The sequence below is a fragment of the Rouxiella sp. Mn2063 genome (assembly GCF_049319665.1).
GTDB lineage: Bacteria > Pseudomonadota > Gammaproteobacteria > Enterobacterales > Enterobacteriaceae > JBMOUD01.
The window spans coordinates 1-18,893 of the sequence record NZ_JBMOUD010000029.1; the positions used below are offsets into that span (position 1 = coordinate 1).

Genomic DNA, 18,893 nt, shown 5'->3' on the forward strand with positions numbered 1-18,893 from the left:
TTAACACTCACATTTTGGCACTTAGATGCCGCGAAAGCTGGAGCGTCCATCTCATTATCCCTGTCTGCTTTCCCCTGACCTCATTCGTTCGTTTGGCCGACAAGATGCGCTATTGAAGGTCAAGGGATTGGCGGACAAGCCGCTACGACCCCAACGGTTTACTCTCCCTAATAATCGGCTTGGTTAGCTGTTTGAGGCTGCTTTTTCACGGCTTTTGCTGTTATTCCCCCATCTATATATCCCCTAAATAATTGGCGTCGTCTCAAGGCGGCAAGGGAGCACATCGCCAGGAGCTTAGATAACTAAGTGACTGGGGGCGACCGAGTGAAGCCAACGCAGAAGCGACGTCAAGTATGACGGGGTTATGACCGTTTTCGGTCACAGTCACATAAACGGTCATAACCGGTCATTTGAGCGCATGAGGAATTGTGACCGTTTGCTAAATGTCGTTTGTGTCGTTGCAATCGAAATAGCGATTTATTGTAGGCCACACCACAAATTCACAACTTAGCATTTCACCTTCTCTCATTTTTTTTTGACAACTATCACGTGATACGCGCGTTGCAAAACGTGCGGGATCACCTTTGAGATACCGCGCATTTCGTGAGCGGCGCTTTACGTATCTTAGTCACCAGTGGGAAGAGGAAAACGCTATGTTGCCTGTAGAACGTCATCGTTTCATTACCGAAGCTCTGAGCCAGCGGGGCCGGATTCTGGTTCAAGAAGTGGCCGACCTTTGTCATATCTCGTTGGAGACGGCGCGGCGCGATATGGCACTGCTGGAAAAGCGCGGGCTGTTGATTCGCAGTCACGGTGGTGCCGTGTTTGTTGATCATAGCGGGGCGGATAAATACAGCGCCGGAGATAAACACTATGTGCCGGCGCAAATTGAACAGGGCGAGTCCTTCCGTGAGCGCAGTAACCAGTCGCCGGAGCTGAAAACCCGTATCGCGAAACGGGCATTAGCCTTGATTAACCCCGGTGATTGTCTGCTGCTCGATAGCAGCTCGACCAGTTGGTTTTTGGCCCGACAGTTGCCGGATATTCAGTTAGTGGTGCTGACCAACTCTCTACACATTATTCAAACGCTGGCACCGAAAGCCAATGTGAAAACGATTGGGTTGGGCGGCGAGTACTCGGCCAAATATGAAGATTTTATTGGCGTGCTGGCCGAACAGATGCTGAAGGAATTTGCCATCAACAAGCTGTTTTTCTCTTGTCATGGCATCAGCGCCGAAGGCGGTATTCGGGAGAGCAATGAGCATCACGCTCGTTTGAAACAACAGATGCTACTGGCGGCGGAACACAAAATTTTAATGGCGGATTCGAGCAAGTTTGGTCGCCGCTCTTTTACGCGAATATGCCACTACCGGGAAATTGACACCTTGATTACCGACCAATTGCAGGATGAAGAATTCCGTCAGGAATTGGCCTGGAGCAACGTCAATGTGATTGAAGTAACACCTGTACCACAACCTAAGAAAACAAAAAACAGCCGCCTTATTTCTCTAACAGCGGCGAAGAACGAGAACATCCCCCCTACATCAGTGGAGAAGAAATAATGAAAAAAACTGTGCTTGCCTGCTTGTTTGCTTCCGCCGCCCTGTTGTCTGTCACGGCGCATGCTGCCGATAAAATTCGTATGGGCGTGGTGGTAAAAGTCGGAGGGAATGCCTGGTTCAACGCGATGGAAGCCGGAATTAAAAGCGAAGCTGCTAAAGAAGGGATTGATGCCTGGGAAGTCGGCCCAACCAGTGACGACCCCGCGTTACAAGTACGCGCAATCGAAGATTTGATTGCCCAAAAAGTCGATATCATCGGCGTTGTGCCAAACGATGCCAAAGTGCTTGAGCCAGTACTCAAACGAGCACGAGATGCGGGCATTAAAGTCATTACCCACGAATCTCCGGATCAGAAATATGCCAACTGGGATTTTGAACTGGTCGATTCCGCTCAGCTCGGCATCAAAAATATGGTGGCCTTAGCCGAGTGCATGAAAGAGACCGGCGATTATGCCGTGTACGTCGGTGGTTTGACGGTGCCTATTCATAAAACCTGGTCCGATGCGGCCATTAACTATCAAAAAGCGCACTACCCGAATATGCACCAAGTCGGTGATAAGTTCGGGGTTGGCGAGTCGCTCGACGACACCATTCGTACCACTAATGATCTGATGTCCAAAGACCAGAATCTGAAAGGCATTTTAGCTATCGGTTCACAAGGTCCGATTGGCGCAGGCCGTGCTATTCAGAACCGCGGGAAAAATGGCGATATCTGTGTGTATGGGCCATTCAGCCCAAGCCAAGGCGCATCGCTGGTGAAAAGCGGGGCGATCAACGGCGGTTATATCTGGAACCCATTGGTTGCTGGTCAAGTCTTTGTACGCGTTGCCGGGATGATCTCTAAAGGTCAGCCAATCACCGACGGTATGGAGATCGAAGGGATGGGCAAAGTGAAAGTCGATGACGCCACTCACACCATTCTGGGCAACAAAACCGAAAGTCTGGATAAAGATAACCTGCCGAAACTGGTGAAAATGGGGCTGTAATCATGGCGACCTCCGAGATTATTGAATCACAAAATCTGCCGCTTATTGATGTCGAAAATCTGTCGGTAACCTTTGGCGGGCAGCGGGCACTGAATAATATCTCTCTGCAATTAATGCAGGGTGAAGTTCACTGTCTGGCCGGCACCAACGGTTGCGGCAAGAGTACCTTGATCAAAGTGATCTCGGGGGTATATCAGCCGGATGAAGGATGCCAGATCACCTTAGGTGGGCAGCATTTTAGTCGCCTGAATCCAGATCAAGCGCGCAGCTTTGGTGTGCAGGTTATTTATCAAGACTTGTCATTGTTCCCTAACCTGAGCGTGGCGGAAAACATCGCTTTCGACCATAACTTGCATGGTTTGATGGGCTGGTATCGCCCGCAGCGTTTACGTGCGACGGCGCAGCGAATTCTTAGTGAATTGAACTACACCTTGGACCTCGATGCCAAGGTGGCGTCATTACCGATTGCCCAGCGTCAGCAGGTGGCCATTTGTCGTGCGCTGGTCGCCGATGCGCGGCTAGTGATTATGGATGAGCCCACCGCGTCGTTAACCCGGACAGAAGTTAACCAACTGCTGCGCACGGTGCATTATCTAAAAAGCAAAGGCATCAGCGTGGTGTTTGTGAGCCATCGCCTCGATGAAGTGCTGGAGATTTCTGACCGCGTCACGGTGATCCGCGATGGGCAAAAGGTCGGGACTTATCCGGCTTCAGAAGTCAGCAGCGAGCGTCTGACCGAACTGATGACCGGACTAAAACTCGATTATCGCCTCAAGGCCGCTAATCAGAATGACTCGCGCATTATGCTTGAGCTTGACCGACTCAGTCGAACGGGTCAGTTCCACGACGTCAGTTTCAAGCTCTACAAAGGGGAAGTGCTGGGGCTGTGCGGCATGTTGGGATCGGGGCGTACTGAACTGGCGCTGAGCCTGTTTGGTATCACCCGCCCGGATAGCGGCAAACTCTATCTCGATAGCAAACCGGTGCGTTTTCGCAGCCATGAAGATGCGATTAAATCGGGGATCGGCTATGTCTCGGAAGATCGCTTAACGCTGGGGCTGGTTCAGCAACAGTCGGTAAGTGATAACACCGTGTTGGCGATCATGGAGCAACTGCGTAGCCGTTTCCATCTGATCGACGAATACCGTAAAAATCGCATAGTACACCAGTGGATCGAAAAGTTAGGCGTCAGAGTGGCCGATCCTAACCAAGCGATCTCGACCCTTTCCGGTGGTAACCAGCAGAAGATCGTGCTGGCTAAATGGGTACTAACTCAGCCGAAGATCCTGATCCTCGACTCGCCAACTGTTGGCGTGGATGTGGGAGCGAAGGCCAGTATTTATCAACTTATTCATCAGCTTGCTGAAGAAGGGATCTCTATTATCTTGATCTCCGACGAGGTGCCAGAAGTCTATTTCAACTGTGATCGGGTGCTGCACTTTAGTGAAGGCACGGTCATGGGCGAATACTTGCCGAGCACCATTAGTCAGCAACAGCTTGCGGAGGCGGTTAATGCTTAATTTCAAATGGCTACGTCCCACCAGCAATGAAGGTTATCTGGCCTGGGTTTTACTGGCGGTGATCGTGATTTTCTCGCTGCTGAGCAACCAGTTTCTGACCTTGCAAAACCTGCTCGACCTGTCGGAAAGCTACGCGGTTAGCGGCATTTTTGCGCTGGGCTTGTTTGTGGTGCTGGTCACCGGCGGTATTGATATCTCGTTCGCTGCCGTGGCGTCAGTGGTGCAGTACGTTATTGCTACGTTGGCCATTAGCTATGGATTGAGCAGCCCGGTTGGCAGTATTTTGCTGGCGATTTTGATCGGCTCGCTGTTTGGCATGATAAATGCCGTGCTGATCTACGGCCTGCGGATTGTGTCGATCATTATCACCATCAGTATGCAATCGCTGTTATTCGGCATGCTGATGTGGCTGACCAACGGTACCAGTTTATATAACCTGCCAGATTGGCTGACCACGCCGATTCAAGTATTGCCGTTCCATGTTGGCGGTCAGCATTACCAGTTGGGTTTACCGCTGTTGGTGATGCTGGCAGTAGCGCTCCTTACCTGGCTTATCCTCAATAAAACTCACCTTGGACGTCAGCTGTTTGCCGTCGGTGGTGACCAGGAGTCTGCCCGCCGTATCGGCATTCGTGTCGGTGTCTTGCACCTGTTTGCCTACGGCTATCTCGGGGCGATGGCGGCGATTGGCGGATTGGTACAGGTTTATCGTGTAGGGGAAGTGGTACCAAATGCCTTAGTTGGCGGTGAATTAGATGTGCTGGCGGCGGCGGTGCTCGGTGGGGCCAGCCTGAATGGCGGCAAGGGGAGCGTAGTAGGCACCTTAATGGGCGTGTTCCTGATTGGCATGCTGAAAAACGGCCTCAACCTGATAGGCGTCTCCAATTACTTTATGAACGTGGTGATTGGCGTGGTGATCGTCGTGGCTATCACTGTAACGCACTACAAAAAACGTAAAGAAACCGACGTCGGTTTTGCCTGATACCCGAGGATAAAGGCCATGTTAGTCAAATCGAAAAGTTTGTCTTTGAAACCTAAAAAGAGCCTTGCGCCGCGCGCCAAAATTGATGGTACCCAGTTGGGATTGCTGCTGTTGTTAGCCGTCGTGCTCGCAGGATTTGGTATTGCTATGCCTGGGCGCTTCTTTAGCGATGCCACCTTTACCAGCGTGGCGTTCCAATTGCCAGAGCTCGGTCTGTTGACGCTGGCGATGTTTATTCCAATTTTAAGCGGCGGGCTGAATCTGTGCATTATTGCCACTGCCAATCTGACCAGCCTGTTTATGGCCTGGGTGTTTATCACCTTCATCCCGCCTGAAGCCAGTATGGCGATGCAGGCGGTGTGGCTGACTTTGGCACTGATCGGTGCGCTGGTGTTGGCGTTAGTGATTGGTGCATTAACCGGTGCGCTGGTGGCTTATGTCGGTGCACATCCGATTTTGGTCACCCTGGCGACCATGACCACAGTTAACGGTATCGGCATTTATTTATCGCGCGGTGCAGCGCTGAGCGGGATGCCGCGTATCGTTCGTTTTATCGGTTCCGATACGCTCTTAGGTATTCCCGTGCCGCTGATTATTTTTCTGGCCGCCGCGGCGTTGATTGCGGTGTTCCTTGAGCGCACTCGCTTGGGTAAATACATCTACATGAGTGGTAGCAACATCAACGCCACCCATTTCAGCGGCGTAAATACACATCGGGTGCTGATCGCAATTTATGTCATCTCCAGCATGTTATGCGTGATTGCCGGTTTAGTGATGATGGCGCGTTTTAACTCGGCGCGTATGGGTTACGGCGATTCTTACCTGTTACTGACCGTACTGGCCATTATCCTTGGCGGCACCGATCCCTTCGGTGGATTTGGCCGAGTGAGTGGCGTGGTGCTGTCGCTTATTGTGCTGCAAGTGATCGCCACCGGTCTCAACTTACTTAACGTCAGCCCGCATTTCAGTCTGGCAATGTGGGGCGCGGTGCTGATTATCGTGCTGGCACTGAAATTCTTCCGGCAACGTTATGTGCAGAAACGGGCAGGTCGCATCAGTGCGGCCAAGGCTAAGGCTGCGCAGCCTTAAGCGCTTTATTTTCAATAAATACTTTCTTTGTATTCAATTAATACGTGCTCTGTATTTAATAAATACGTGCTCTCTATTCCCTTTGGCTCGGCTTAGGAAAACATCATGCAATATAAAATATCTCCTTCATTAATGTGTATGAGTCTGTTTGATATTAAAGAGCAACTGGCGGTGCTGAACCGCCGGGCGGACATGCTGCACATCGATATCATGGATGGGCATTATGTGAAAAATATCACGCTGTCGCCGTTCTTTATCGAACAAATACGCCCGCATACGCCGCTGATACTTGATGTGCATATGATGGTGGAAAACCCGACTGATTTTATCGAAGCCATCGCCAAAGCGGGCGCCGATTTCATCTGTCCGCATGCAGAAACGATTAACCGCGATGCGTTTCGCGTGATCAATCAGATCCGCGGGCTGGGCAAGAAAGTTGGCGTGGTGCTCAACCCGGCGACACCGGTCGAATTTATCCAACAGTATATTCACCTGCTGGATAAGATAACCGTAATGACCGTCGATCCAGGCTACGCGGGTCAGCCGTTTATTCCTGAAATGCTTAATAAAGTCCGCCAGCTACGGGATCTCAAACAGCAGCATGGCTATAAGTATCTGATTGAAATTGATGGCTCATGCAATGTCCGTACTTATCATGATCTGATGGCTGCCGGGGCTGAAGTGTTGATCGTCGGTAGCTCTGGGCTGTTTAACCTGCATGAAGATTTAGATACCGCTTGGGAGACGATGTTGGGCCATATGCGCCAAGCGCGTCATGCAGCCTAGCGGCGGAGGGGCACTATGCAGCATTTTCTGGGGATAGATATTGGTGGTACTAATACGCGGCTGATGTTGATGGACAGCGAGCAGCATTTTTCCTGTTATCACAAAGTCGCGACGCCTTCGTGGGCGCAGTTACAGGATCCTTTGGCTGGATTACAAAGGATTATCAGTGAGTATCTTCAGGAGCAGGCTTCAGGCGTGTATGTAGAGATGGTGATGCTGGGATTGCCCGGCATCCTTTCTCGTGACCGTGAACGCGTATTATCGCTGCCTTTTATTCCGGCGCTGGATAACCAACCGGTTGCCGCGCTGCTATCGGCACAGCTTGGTTTGTCGGTAGTAATGGATAAAGATGTTAACCATCTTATGTGGTGGGATCTCAATCAATTACCGAGCTTGCCTGATGTGGCTGTGGGGCTCTATCTTGGTACCGGGTTAGGTAATAGCTTGTGGCTAAACCGTGCTTTTTATCACGGCGTTCACGGTGCCGCAGGAGAGATAGGGCACATTCCGCTGGCGGGTAATTTGGCACAATGCGCCTGTGGTAAAACGGGCTGTGTTGAAACCTTAACCTCGGGTAATTGGCTGGCAGGTTGGGCACGTCAATATGCGACGAATACACCGTTAGCGCAGCTATTTACCGAGCATGGACAGCACCCTGATTTAGTTGAATTTGTCGAGCGGCTGGCACGCACCATTGCCAGCGAAATGAATATTCTTGATCCAGAATATTTAGTGCTGGGTGGCGGCGTATTGGCGATGGCAGGGTTCCCAATTGAACGTCTTGAAACCAGTATTCGCCAGCATTTACGCGCGCCTTATCCGGCTCTGGGATTAACTATCGTAACGAGCAGTGTAACGGATGAAACTGGGTGCCGCGGAGCGTGCATGGCGGCGCAGCGAGAAGCAAAACTACGTGCAACATTATCCTTTATTGATAACCCCTTAAACGGTGCCATCTTGGCGAGGAAAAAGGCATGAAGAAAGGAAAAGTCTGCGTATTTGGTTCCTTCAATCTGGATATCGTTGCTGGCATGAGTCATTTCCCGCAGCCGGGAGAATCGGTGATTGCTCGCAACAGTATGATGGGCGCGGGAGGAAAAGGTGGCAATCAGGCAATGGCCGCGCTGCGTGCCGGTGCCCGAGTACACTATATTGGCAAAGTGGGACGTGATGACTTTGGTAGTTTTGCCCGCCGCCATTTAGATAACGCAGGCTTTGACGCTGTAACGCTGTTTTCTACCGCTGAGTATCCAACCGGCAATGCGCTCATTTATGTTGCTGGGAATGACGCGCAAAATATGATTGCGGTCGATCCCGGTGCGAATTTGACGGTCAGTGACGAGGAGGTAGAACAGTGCCGCCCGGCGATTGCAGCGGCGGATTTATTACTGACCCAGCTTGAAAATAACCTCTCGGCGGTCGAGAAAGTGATCGCTATCGCCACCGAGGCGGAAACCTATATTGTTCTCAACCCCGCGCCTTTCCAGAAGATCCCCGATGCGTTGCTGGCACAGATCGATTTACTCACCCCGAATGCCCATGAATGTACTTTGCTGACCGGTATTACTGTCAACGATATCTCATCAGCACAGCGTGCCGCCGAGCAACTGCATCTTAAGGGCGTTAAAGCGGTGGTTGTCACCTTGGGCGCACAAGGGGCGTTATTATCAGCGTCTGGTCAGACAGAATTAGTGCCGGCGTGTCCGGCGCAGCCGAAAGATAATACTGGCGTGCGCGATGCGTTTAATGGCGCGTTGGCGTCACAATTGGCAGGAGGGTACTCACTTTTGCAAGCGGCAACGTTTGCCTCTGCCTATGCGGCGCTTTGTGCTGAGCGCGAAGGGGCAGCGGCGTCGATGCCAACCTATTTGCAAGCGCTGGCCCGCTTGGAGGCCTTTAAGACAGTTCACTGAGTATCTTGTTGAGTACTGTGCGGGTTCGGTCGCTTATCAATACACTGCAATATATATGCACCGCCGAACGCGCCCGGCAAGGGCTTTTCGGCGAAAGCCCCTGCACCCAACGCCTGCGCTTAGCTTATCGGGTCGCTGCGCGACTGCCCGCGCTGACTGCTTCGGCCGGTCGGGTCGGTTGAGACGGGCGTCCTGCCCGGCTCAACCTAAATCGGTCGTCCTTGACCGATTTCCCCTGGCCTCATTCGTTCGCTTGGCCGATAAGATGCGCTCTTAAAATCAAAGGCAAAAAAATAAAAAACATAAGGTAAATTAAACGCCACGCACATCAATTGCCTAAAAAATGTTCATGCTTTGCGCGTAGGGTGGAGGTTCTCGCCGATAGGGCTGCATGGAGCGTTGGGTATGAGATTACATAATAAAGTGGCGGTGATTACCGGGGCTGCAACGGGGATTGGGCAGGTTACGGCGCTGTTATTTGCTCGTGAAGGGGCAAAGTTAGTGCTTACTGATGTGGATGAACAGGGCTTGGCCGAGACGTTGATGCAGGTGCAGGAGATTACCGCTGATGTCATTGCGATAAAGCATGATGTGAGTAGTGAAGAGGATTGGATAGGTTGCCAGCAGCAGGCTGAGCAGCGTTTTGGGCGTGTGGATGTGCTGTTTAATAACGCAGCGATTTATAAGATCAAGCCGCTGGTTGAGATAACGCTGGAAGAGTGGAATCAACTGATGGCGATTAACGTCACCGGCGTTTTTCTGGGGATGAAACATATTCTGCCGTTGATGATGAAACATAAAAGTGGTTCGGTGATTAATGCCTCGTCATTGGCGGGATTGGTTGGTGGTAAAGGCCATGCATTATACGGTGCCAGTAAAGGTGCGGTAAGAACCCTGACCAAAGACGCGGCGGCTGAATATGCCCAGTACAATATCCGTATTAACTCCATTCATCCCGGCTATATCAAAACGGCAATGGTGGAATATGCCGCCGAGCAGAGCCACAAAAGTTTGGCGACCTTAGCCGAATCTTATCCGATGCGCCGATTGGGTGAACGCGAGGAAGTGGCAAAAACGGTGCTGTTTTTGGCCTCTGACGACGCGTCTTATACAACCGGTAGCGAATTTTTAATCGATGGCGGCGCGAGAAATCTTTATTAGCCTCAACGTTGTGCGGGTAAGAATTTTCCTATCTGGCAGTGAGTTACACTTGGCCGACTGGTGATTTTAAAAAAATGTGCTAGCGAGGTCGGTAAAATAGTAACAACTGCTGGATTAATGATCACATGGCTGACATTTAACTGACATAAACAGCACTTAGGGTAGGCATCTTGTCATAGGTTACGGTAATACAGTGATGCGCCATAAGTTCTTCCCCTATTTAATCCTGCTTCCAACTCTGATTTTCTTGTTAGCGTTTACTTACTATCCATTACTGCGTTCGGCGATGGATAGTCTGTTTGATAGCCGCATGTCTGCCGATCATCCTCCTTTTGTCGGTTTGCAAAACTATGCTCGACTTTTACAAGATGAGGTGTTCTGGAAAGCGCTACTTAATAACATCGAATACATTCTGATGACGGTCGTGCCCGGCGTGATCCTCGCGCTATTGCTTGCCGTTGCCCTGTGGGAAAACACCCAGCTTAATCGCTGGCTGCGTACCGCTTTCTTCTTCCCGATGATTATTCCTCTGGTCAGCGCCGCAACGCTGTGGCTGTTTATTTTCATGCCTGGAATGGGGCTGCTGGATTACTACCTGGCGAAAATCTTTGGCCCGATGAACAACAACTATTTGGGCATGAGTAACAGTGCATTGATTGCCCTGAGCGTGATTGGCGTGTGGAAGTTTGCAGGTTACTACATGTTGTTCTTCCTGGCGGGGTTGCAATCCATCCCTGCTTCCGCCCGCGAAGCGGCGGCAATGGAAGGAGCCAGCCGTATTCAGGTGTTTTTCTTTGTCACCTTACCGCTGCTACGACCAACGCTGAGCTTTGTCATTACTATCGCGCTGATTTATTCCATCACTCAGATTGATCACGTGGCGGTAATGACCCAAGGCGGCCCGAACAACGCCACCACCGTGCTGCTGTATTACATTCAAAGTCTGGCCAACGACACCCATGATTTAGGTAAAGCCTCGGCAGCAACCTTTATCACGCTGTTATTGCTGTTCGGCTTTTCTGTATTGAACCTGCGAGTTCTGGAAAGAGGAGCGCATCATGAGCGTTGATCTGATCCCTCAGTCTTCATCCTCGGCGGTTCGCCCGAGTTTTTTACTGCGTCGTGCTAGCCGCATGACTTTACCATTGCTGTTGTTATGCGCGGCACTTATCTGGATTGCGCCGTTTTTATGGATGATCTCATCAGCCTTTAGTACCAGCAGTTTCAGCCCGGATATGGCCTCCGTATTCCCACGTTTTCCTCTCACGCTGGAAAACTTCCGCGAGGCCTGGCAGAGCGCCGATTGGCTGCACCTTTATGCCAACACACTGTTCTTTGCCTTCGGCACCTTCCTGGTACAGCTCGTCACGATTACTACCGCCGGATATGTCTTTGCTTATCACGAGTTTCGCGGCAAGCAGACGCTGTTCTACTTGTTGTTAATCCAGATGATGATCATGCCGGTAATTTTAATGGTGCCGAACATGATGACGCTGCATCAGATGGGGCTGCTCAATACGCTAACCGGCGTGATGATGCCTTATTTTGCCTCGGCTTTTGGCGTGTTTCTGATGCGTCAGGCATTTCTGAGTATTCCGAAAGAAATTGAAGAAGCGGCGCTGATGGAAGGCTGTCGCTGGTGGCAAGTGGTGTTCCGCGTGCTGATCCCAATGTCCTGGCCAGCTATTTTGGCCTTCGCCACGGTGAGTATCACTTACCACTGGAATGAATATCTCTGGCCGCTGATGGTACTCAACGACCCTGATAAGCAAGTGCTGACGGTTGGATTAGTTTCTTTTGCGATGGGCGCGGAATCTGGCGGCCAATGGGGACTTATCACCGCCGGTACCTTGATGGTTTGTCTGCCATTAATGCTGGCTTTTATCTTGTTCCAAAAGCAGTTCCTGAAAAGTTTCGGCTTCTCAGGCATTAAATAAGTCGTTAACGACAAAAAAAATGATGTAGGAGTACCTGATGTTTTTAGCTCAAATTTCAGATATGCATTTTCGCAGCCAAGGGCGAAAATTATACGACTTCGTTGACGTTAATAGCTGTAACGCCGACGTTGTTAACCAACTTAACGCATTAGAAGAGCGTCCAGACGCGGTAGTTATCACCGGCGATATCGTTAACTGTGGATTACCTGCCGAATATGAGGTGGCGCGTCGCGTACTCGGTCATCTGCAATACCCGCTGTATATCATTCCCGGTAATCACGATGATAAAGCGGAGTTTCTCAAAACCATGAAGCCGCTGTGCCCACTGCTGGGCGATGATGCCGAAAATATGCATTATGCGGTAGATGACTTTGAGATGCGTCTGCTGTTTATCGATAGCAGCCTGGCCGGGGAATCCAAAGGCTGGCTGACCGACAACACGTTGGCATGGCTGGAAGCGCAACTGGTGCAGGGCGGTGACAAGCCGACGGCGGTGTTTATGCACCACCCACCGTTGAAACTCGGTTCTGCACAAATGGACCGTATCGCCTGTGAAAATGGCGACAAACTGCTGGCGTTGATCGAGCGCTTCCCGGCGCTGTGCCGCGTATTCTGTGGTCACACTCATCGACTGATCTTCACCCAATATCGTCAGGCTACGATCACGACGATTCCGGGAACCGTCCATCAGGTGCCTTATTTCCACGAGAATCCGGCGCCTTATTACAATTTAGAGCCTGCCGCTTGTCTGATGCACCGTCTGATCGAAGGCGCGGGACTGGTGAGCTACCTGCATTCATTGGCGCATTATCCTGGTCCTTATCTGTATAACACGGCAATCAGTTGCCCTGTGGATGGCGAATAATGTCCAAGATTCGCATTGAGAATGTCTGTAAAGAGTTTGAAGGCAGCATGGCGGTGAAAAACCTGTCGCTGGAGATAGCCGATGGCGAGTTTCTGGTATTGGTTGGTCCGTCTGGCTGCGGTAAAAGTACGCTGCTGCGTTTATTGGCTGGATTAGAGCAGATTAGCTCCGGCCGTATTCTGCAAGATGGCAACGATATTTCACTGTTGCCACCGCGCGAGCGTAACTTCTCGATGATCTTCCAGAACTACGCGCTATTCCCACATATGACCGTTGAGCAGAACATTACCTTCGGTATGCGTATGCGTAAGGAGCCAAAACAACAGTATCGTGCTCGCGTAGATCGCGTCGCGGAGCTGCTGCAACTTGGTGCACTGCTCAATCGTAAGCCGGGGAAACTCTCTGGCGGCCAGCGTCAGCGCGTGGCAATGGCGCGTGCGATTGTCCGTGACCCCTCGTTATTCTTAATGGATGAACCGCTTTCTAACCTCGATGCGCGTCTGCGTAACGAAGTGCGTGACGGCATCATGACGCTGCATCAACAGCTGAAAACCAGCACCGTTTATGTCACCCACGATCAGATGGAAGCCATGACCATGGCTGACCGGATTGCGGTGTTAAATAACGGGGATCTGCAACAAATTGGCGCGCCGGAAACCTTGTATGCACATCCGGCTAACCTGTTTGTAGCCGGGTTTATCGGCATGCCATCGATGAATATCTTTAAGCTGCCTTGTCAGAGCGCGGAGCTGTGGGTTGAGGATCAACGCATTGCGCTACCGGATACTGAAGAGGCTAAAAATCTGAGTGAAGTGTATCTGGGCATCAGACCTGAACACATCACTGAGTGTAGTACGGAGCCGGAGATCCCTGAAGCTGGGTATCTTTACTTGCAGGCGAGCGTGACCCACCGAGAGTTGCTCGGCGCTGATTATCTCAATCACGTCAGCACCTCACTGGGTGGATTACGCTACCTGCGTGAAAACCGTGGTGAGGCTCCACAGAAAGGCCAACAGGTTAGGCTCCGTTTTTCTTTGCAAGACCTTCACTTATTTTCAGGCACCAACCAGCAGAATTTACACCGGGAGACTCATCATGCGTAAAATCAAAGCGCTAACACTGGCCGTCACAATGTTGACCGCCGGTGCTGCCAGCGCCAAACAAAGCATCGACTTTATGTTCCCAGCGCCGGTAGACGGTAAGCTGACCATGGAAATGACCCGCATCATCAAAGACTACAACCAGTCGCAAAATGATGTGGAAGTACGCGGTATTTTCACCGGCAACTATGACACCACTAAAGTGAAGGCTGAGGCTGCTGCTAAATCAGGCGAGCCACCGGCACTGGTGATCATGTCTGCTAACTTCACCGCAGACCTGGCTATTAAAAATGAAATCCTGCCGATGGATGAGCTATTCAAATACGGCGACCAAAAAGCTACACCATTCCTGACTAGCCAGTTCTGGCCAGCGATGCTGCCGAACGCGCAGGTCAACGGTGTGACTTACGCGATTCCTTTCCAAAACTCGACGCCAATTTTGTACTACAACAAAACGCTCTTCGCGCAGGCGGGTATCGATCATCCTCCAGCGACCTGGAGCGAATTGCAGGCTGATGCTAAAAAGCTGACGGACTCTGCTAAAGGCCAATGGGGCGTAATGTTCCCATCAACCAACGATGACTACGGCGGCTGGACGTTGTCTGCATTGGTTCGTGCCAACGGCGGCGAGTACTTCAACTCAATCTATCCAGGCGAAGTCTACTACGACAAACCATCAACCATTGGCGCGCTGCGCTTCTGGCAGAACCTGGTTTATCGCGACAAAGTCATGCCTGCTGGCGTGCTGAACTCTAAGCAAATTAGCGCGGCGTTTTTCTCCGGCAAGCTGGGAATGGCGGCACTGAGCACCGGTGCGCTGGGCTTTATGCGTGATAATACCAAAGGCTTTGAGCTTGGTGTGGCGATGATGCCTAAGCAGGTAGAGAATGCGGTAAGCATCGGCGGGGCAAGCCTGGTGAGCTTTAAAGGGATTTCTGAGGCGCAAAAGAAAGCGGCTTATAGCTTCTTGCAGTATCTGATTAGCCCGCAAGTGAACGGGGGCTGGAGCCGCTTCACCGGTTATTTCTCTCCGCTGAAAGCAGTTTACGATACGCCGGAAATGAAGGCTTATTTGCAACAAGACCCGCGTGCCGCCATTGCGCTTGAGCAATTAAAGTATGCGCATCCGTGGTATGCCACTTATGAAACGGTTGCCGTTCGTCAGGCGATGGAAAACCAGCTCGGTGCGTTAGTTAACGATGCTAAGTTAACACCAGAAGCTGCCGCGGCTGCTGCACAGAAACAAGCCGATAGCATTATGAAGCCATACAATGATCAGATGGCGTTAAGCGTTCCGAAGTAAGTGATTCTAATTAGTGGTTTGTGAATGAGTCGCTAAAGCGCCCCGCGTCAGACACGCAAGGGGCGCTTTTTTTATTGGATGTGATTTAAACGCTACAGCAACCAGCCCTTCTGTTGGGCATCCTTAAGATGTCCTAGCAAATGTTCCCACAGTTCTGGGTTCACTTCTTCGATAAACAGATTGCGGCTAATAACCTGTTCTAGCGTGATGTTGTGTTCAACCCAGCTTTGGCCTTTATTATTCAGGTTCATCACCATCGGCATCATGCGGTCAATCAGCAGTGCAAAACGAGCATCGGCGGTTTCACCGGCTTCGTATTCGTTCCACAGCGCGAGGAACTGCTGGCTTTGTGGCTCAGGTAACAGGCCAAACAGACGTTTTGCTGCCAGCACTTCTTTATGCTGTACCGCTTCACGACCCGCCAAATCATAAACCAGCACATCACCCGCATCGATTTCTACAATGTCATGTACCAGCGCCATGCGGATCACATTATTGATATCCACATCTTTATCAGCATAAGGAGCCAGGCCCATCGCCGCCACTGCAAAATGCCAGCTGTGCCCAGCGGAGTCTTCCCGACGCTCGTTGTTTAACACCTTGTTACGGCGTTGCACATTTTTCAGCTTATCTATTTCCATTAAAAACTGGAAAACCTCAGTCATTGGGCCGAAGTTCAGAGCAGGAGATACTACAGACATATACAAACCTTAGTCATTGAGACAGCTAATTCGATACATTCCCGGTATTCCCAGCATATTTCAAGATGCTGGATTGTGATGGCTATATACGATAGTCGCTTGATGTTAAAAGATCATGTGCAGATAACCTAAATTTCTTTATGACTAATCACTTTCTTTGTGACCGGATATTTTATTCCTGCTCAATACTGCCATTAACATCAGTTCATAGAAAATTTAAGCTTACACGTGTACACCGGAATCATTCTCAGTTAACCTTCTGTAGAATTTTCACCCATTGCTTACTTTCTTATACCAAAGGAGCGTTATTGCATGGCTCGAGTTATACCGCACGGATATCCGTGGGCGGAAGAAATTGCCAATACAATAAGCCACGGCGTTGGATTGATTTTTGGTATTGTCGGATTGGTGCTTTTACTGATTCAGGCAGTGACGAATAACGCCGGGGCGCTGGCGATCACCAGTTACAGCATGTACGGCGGCAGCATGATCCTGCTGTTCCTGGCCTCAACCTTGTATCACGCTATTCCTTATCAAAAAGCCAAATATTGGCTAAAGAAACTCGACCATTGTGCGATCTATTTGCTCATCGCCGGGACTTACACGCCATTTTTGCTGGTGGGATTAAATTCGCCATTAGCGAAAGGATTGATGGCGGTTATTTGGGGCATTGCCATTATTGGGGTGTTCTTTAAGCTGGCTTTTGCCCACCGATTTGAAGCTTTTTCACTGATCTCTTATTTGACGATGGGCTGGTTATCACTGATTGTGATTTATCAGTTAGCGCTGAAACTCTCCACCGGCGGAATTGTATTGTTAGCAATTGGCGGGGTAATTTACTCTCTCGGGGTTATTTTCTACGCCTCTAAGCGCATCCCCTTTGCCCATGCAATTTGGCACGGCTTCGTGCTCGGTGGCTGCGCCTGTCATTTTATGGCCATTTATTTTTATGTTCGTTAGGAATAAGCAATTGTTCGGGCCAGAAGGGGCCAAAACCTTTGCGAAGGTTTTAGTAAAGCGGCTGCTTTAAATCGCTAAATCGCTGCTTTTAAAAGCAGCGTTAAAATTAGCTTTTAAAAGCAGTTGTAAACTTAGCTTTAAAAGCGGAACGGTGAATTTTTCGGTTTCTCAAATGCGGCGATCAATACAGCTTCGCAGCCGAAACCGACCGAAGGGTTCAAGGCGGAACCCTTCGGCATCCCGCGCCTTTTCAAACATTTACCACGAGTCCAGCGGAGGCTATGTTTCAGTAGCTTCCGTGATAGCGCAAATGCCAGCCTTTCAGGCTCCCCGCCTCCGGGTTCAAGCCAACGATAAATCCATTGTCTTTCACCACTCCACCGGTGGCATTTTGAGTGCGCTTGGCGGCTTAAAATCAACGGCAACGGCAGTTTTTAATCTTTTGAAGTAAACAGCCAGTGAGGCGCACTCAAAATTTCATTGACGAGTGGTGGAGAGATAACGTCTTTATCGTTAGCTCGAATCCGAGGAAAGTATGGCGGAGCCATGAAATTTGCGCCTGTCGCTGTGGTATCTGCAACATGGCCTCCATTTAGCTGGAGATTGATGTGGGGAAAAGGCGTGGGATCGCGAAGGGGGGCGCTCCCCCCCTTGGCTCGGTTTCGGCTGTGAAGCTGCATTGATCGCCGTATTTGAGAAACCGAAAAATACACTGTTCTTGGTTTTACAAAACCGTTCAAGCCCGGTCTGGCTTGAAGAAGCTTTGTTTAAAGCCTTTCGCAAAGGCTTTATTCCAGCAGTGAATACGGCAGTGGTTGGATAGTCAGCTTGCTACCTTCCTCTTCGCGCACCCGTAGCACGCTCTGTGCATCCAGATCATTATTGAGAACGGCTTGTACCCACAGAACGCCTTCTGTCAGTTGGACTGCGGCTAAGACGGTGCCGGTGCGACGCCAGTTTTCGCCGAGCTGTAAATCCAGACTGTCGCCAGCAGCGGGGACTTGATTGGCGTTGCCAGCCAGCCAGTAAAGCGCGCGTTTGTTGGCACCACGATACTTGGCACGGGCAACCATCTCTTGTCCGGCGTAGCAACCTTTGGTAAAGCTAATACCGTCCAGCGCCTGAATGTTGGTGGCTTGCGGGATGAACTGCACGCTGTTGATGGTATCAATCACCGGGAAACCAGCTTCGATATCCAAGGCTAACCACTGTTGGCTGTCGTTAAGCTGCGCCTTATCCCCCAACTCTTCGGTAATTTGAGCCGCTTTTTCCGGGCTGGTGATCACCAGATAGCGTTCGGCAGGCAATGCGAAATAGAGCAGGGTGCTTTCATCTTGCTGCACTACTTGTTTCTCGGCGTTTGGCAGGTCGGTAAACAAGCCGCTAAGCGCTGAACTTGCCTCGGCACCGGCCACACCTAGCAGCACCACATCATCATCTGGCGTGAAGGTGATTTTAGAAAACACCGCATATTTTTTTATCTCAGCCAACTGCGCATCACGCAGATTGCGTCGCTCAATAAACGCCATACCGTCGCCGCGAGTAAACAGACGCAAGTTACTCCACATCTTGCCTTTGGCATCGCAATGCGCGCACAGAATATGTTGATCGGCTGACATCGCATCGATATCGGTGGTGACCTGACCTTGCAGATATTTCACCGTATCCGCGCCAGTCACACTAACCAGCGCCCAATCCTCAAGAGAGATTAAGGTCAACGGCAAATTAGCAGAAGCAGAAGGTTGTGTAGATGGAAAAGGGAATTTGTAAGCCATGTGACGTCCTGAACAGAAGATACGTGAGCTGATAAACCATGGTAAAAGAGCTTACCCACTTTTAAAACACTTATTAACGATGTTTTAGGAAGTCTACTTACCAAACAATCCACCACTGGCAAATTATTAGCCCTCTCTGTTCCCTGTTCCCTTGACCTTTAATCCCTTGTTCTTCAATCCTTTGACCTACATCCTTTGACCTACATCCTTTGACCTACATCCTTTGACCTACATCCTTTGACCTACATCCTTT

At 50.5% G+C, this 18,893-nt stretch carries 17 protein-coding genes; 15 read left to right on the forward strand and 2 right to left on the reverse strand.

Features of this window, described 5'->3' with window-relative positions; genetic code table 11:
* The first annotated feature begins 653 nt into the window (after positions 1-653).
* The 14 genes from ACL9RG_RS22140 (at position 654) to ACL9RG_RS22205 (ending at position 15,204) form a co-directional block, all read left to right on the forward strand.
* Complete coding sequence (locus ACL9RG_RS22140) at positions 654-1,562, forward strand: DeoR/GlpR family DNA-binding transcription regulator (protein WP_422794812.1); 909 nt, start codon at positions 654-656, stop codon at positions 1,560-1,562.
* The gene (locus tag ACL9RG_RS22145; protein WP_422794813.1) at positions 1,562-2,548 is read left to right on the forward strand and encodes a substrate-binding domain-containing protein; all 987 of its coding nucleotides are present in this window, start codon (positions 1,562-1,564) and stop codon (positions 2,546-2,548) included. The genes ACL9RG_RS22140 and ACL9RG_RS22145 overlap by 1 nt, the downstream gene beginning before the upstream one ends.
* Positions 2,549-2,550: 2 nt before the next feature.
* Positions 2,551-4,068, forward strand: a complete 1,518-nt coding sequence (locus tag ACL9RG_RS22150; RefSeq protein WP_422794814.1) for a sugar ABC transporter ATP-binding protein — start codon at positions 2,551-2,553, stop codon at positions 4,066-4,068.
* Positions 4,061-5,050, forward strand: coding sequence for an ABC transporter permease (locus tag ACL9RG_RS22155; RefSeq protein WP_422794815.1), 990 nt, complete (start codon positions 4,061-4,063; stop codon positions 5,048-5,050). Before ACL9RG_RS22150 ends, ACL9RG_RS22155 begins: the two co-directional genes overlap by 8 nt.
* An 18-nt stretch (positions 5,051-5,068) precedes the next feature.
* Positions 5,069-6,139, forward strand: a complete 1,071-nt coding sequence (locus ACL9RG_RS22160) for an ABC transporter permease (protein WP_422794816.1) — start codon at positions 5,069-5,071, stop codon at positions 6,137-6,139.
* A 105-nt stretch (positions 6,140-6,244) separates the two neighbouring features.
* On the forward strand, positions 6,245-6,925 hold the full coding sequence (gene alsE, locus ACL9RG_RS22165) for a D-allulose 6-phosphate 3-epimerase (RefSeq protein WP_422794817.1): 681 nt from the start codon (positions 6,245-6,247) through the stop codon (positions 6,923-6,925).
* Positions 6,926-6,940: 15 nt separating this feature from the next.
* The gene (alsK, locus tag ACL9RG_RS22170) at positions 6,941-7,903 is read left to right on the forward strand and encodes an allose kinase (RefSeq protein WP_422794818.1); all 963 of its coding nucleotides are present in this window, start codon (positions 6,941-6,943) and stop codon (positions 7,901-7,903) included.
* Positions 7,900-8,838: a ribokinase gene (locus ACL9RG_RS22175; protein WP_422794819.1), complete on the forward strand. Its 939-nt coding sequence runs from the start codon at positions 7,900-7,902 to the stop codon at positions 8,836-8,838. The genes alsK and ACL9RG_RS22175 overlap by 4 nt, the downstream gene beginning before the upstream one ends.
* A 405-nt stretch (positions 8,839-9,243) precedes the next feature.
* Positions 9,244-9,999, forward strand: coding sequence for an SDR family NAD(P)-dependent oxidoreductase (locus ACL9RG_RS22180; RefSeq protein ID WP_422794820.1), 756 nt, complete (start codon positions 9,244-9,246; stop codon positions 9,997-9,999).
* Positions 10,000-10,195: 196 nt separating this feature from the next.
* A complete protein-coding gene (locus ACL9RG_RS22185; protein WP_422794821.1) occupies positions 10,196-11,068 on the forward strand; it encodes a carbohydrate ABC transporter permease in 873 nt (290 codons plus the stop codon).
* Positions 11,058-11,936, forward strand: a complete 879-nt coding sequence (locus ACL9RG_RS22190; RefSeq protein ID WP_422794822.1) for a carbohydrate ABC transporter permease — start codon at positions 11,058-11,060, stop codon at positions 11,934-11,936. Before ACL9RG_RS22185 ends, ACL9RG_RS22190 begins: the two co-directional genes overlap by 11 nt.
* Positions 11,937-11,973: 37 nt before the next feature.
* Positions 11,974-12,801 (forward strand): phosphodiesterase, encoded by an 828-nt coding sequence (locus ACL9RG_RS22195; protein ID WP_422794823.1) that lies wholly within the window; start codon positions 11,974-11,976, stop codon positions 12,799-12,801.
* Positions 12,801-13,904, forward strand: a complete 1,104-nt coding sequence (locus tag ACL9RG_RS22200; protein ID WP_422794824.1) for an ABC transporter ATP-binding protein — start codon at positions 12,801-12,803, stop codon at positions 13,902-13,904. Before ACL9RG_RS22195 ends, ACL9RG_RS22200 begins: the two co-directional genes overlap by 1 nt.
* Positions 13,897-15,204 (forward strand): ABC transporter substrate-binding protein, encoded by a 1,308-nt coding sequence (locus tag ACL9RG_RS22205; RefSeq protein WP_422794825.1) that lies wholly within the window; start codon positions 13,897-13,899, stop codon positions 15,202-15,204. Before ACL9RG_RS22200 ends, ACL9RG_RS22205 begins: the two co-directional genes overlap by 8 nt.
* Positions 15,205-15,296: 92 nt before the next feature.
* Here the strand turns inward: ACL9RG_RS22205 and ACL9RG_RS22210 are convergent, their stop codons facing one another.
* The gene (locus ACL9RG_RS22210) at positions 15,297-15,905 is read right to left on the reverse strand and encodes an HD domain-containing protein (RefSeq protein WP_422794826.1); all 609 of its coding nucleotides are present in this window, start codon (positions 15,903-15,905) and stop codon (positions 15,297-15,299) included.
* 312 nt (positions 15,906-16,217) lie between these two features.
* Here ACL9RG_RS22210 and trhA point away from each other — a divergent pair, with 312 nt between their 5' ends.
* Positions 16,218-16,865, forward strand: a complete 648-nt coding sequence (gene trhA, locus ACL9RG_RS22215; protein ID WP_422794827.1) for a PAQR family membrane homeostasis protein TrhA — start codon at positions 16,218-16,220, stop codon at positions 16,863-16,865.
* A 788-nt stretch (positions 16,866-17,653) separates the two neighbouring features.
* Here the strand turns inward: trhA and ygfZ are convergent.
* Entirely contained in the window at positions 17,654-18,640 is a 987-nt protein-coding gene (ygfZ, locus tag ACL9RG_RS22220; protein ID WP_422794828.1) for a tRNA-modifying protein YgfZ, read from the reverse strand.
* Positions 18,641-18,893: the final 253 nt, after the last annotated feature.